The sequence below is a fragment of the Providencia sp. UF-224 genome, assembly GCF_058245955.1.
The window spans coordinates 1-476 of sequence record NZ_JBSICC010000111.1; the positions used below are offsets into that span (position 1 = coordinate 1).

General features: G+C 53.6%; 1 protein-coding gene. It reads left to right on the top strand.

The annotated features are described in order from the left end of the window. Positions 1-476, top strand: a 476-nt coding sequence (locus AC4IFO_RS23065) for an ssDNA-binding domain-containing protein (RefSeq protein ID WP_490737863.1), incomplete at both ends; no start/stop codon positions are given.

The window sequence follows — 476 nt, forward strand, 5'->3', positions numbered from 1 at the left end:
ATTGCGATTGTGGCCAGTCAAGGACTGGGTAAAGCGCAGCGAGACGGGGTATTAGACGGTGTCACGATGGCGCAATCTCAAGGGCGTGAAGTGGCGGTAATGGCTCTCGATGCGACCAGTGGTAAAGCCTTTGCCAATGATAATCGCTTTGCCACTGTGCCGAAAATGACGCTGGGTGATGGTCAATCACTTAGACCCAACAGTACCTTGGTGGTTGCCAAAGCGGAAAAGCTGTCCTTGAAATCGGCCTTATCCCTACTGGAAAGTGCCCAATCCGCCAATGTGCAAGTGTTGATGATGGACAGTGGCGGGCGCAAAGGCACGGGGAATGTGCTGGCCACCTTACAAGATGCGGGGGTGCCACGTTTTCAGGGCGAGTCTTCCGCTGTTTTGACGGTGAAAACTGCGCATATCCCTGATAAAAATCATCGTTATGCGGCACTGGCGGCGGATTATGCACAGCTGCACAGCGACAT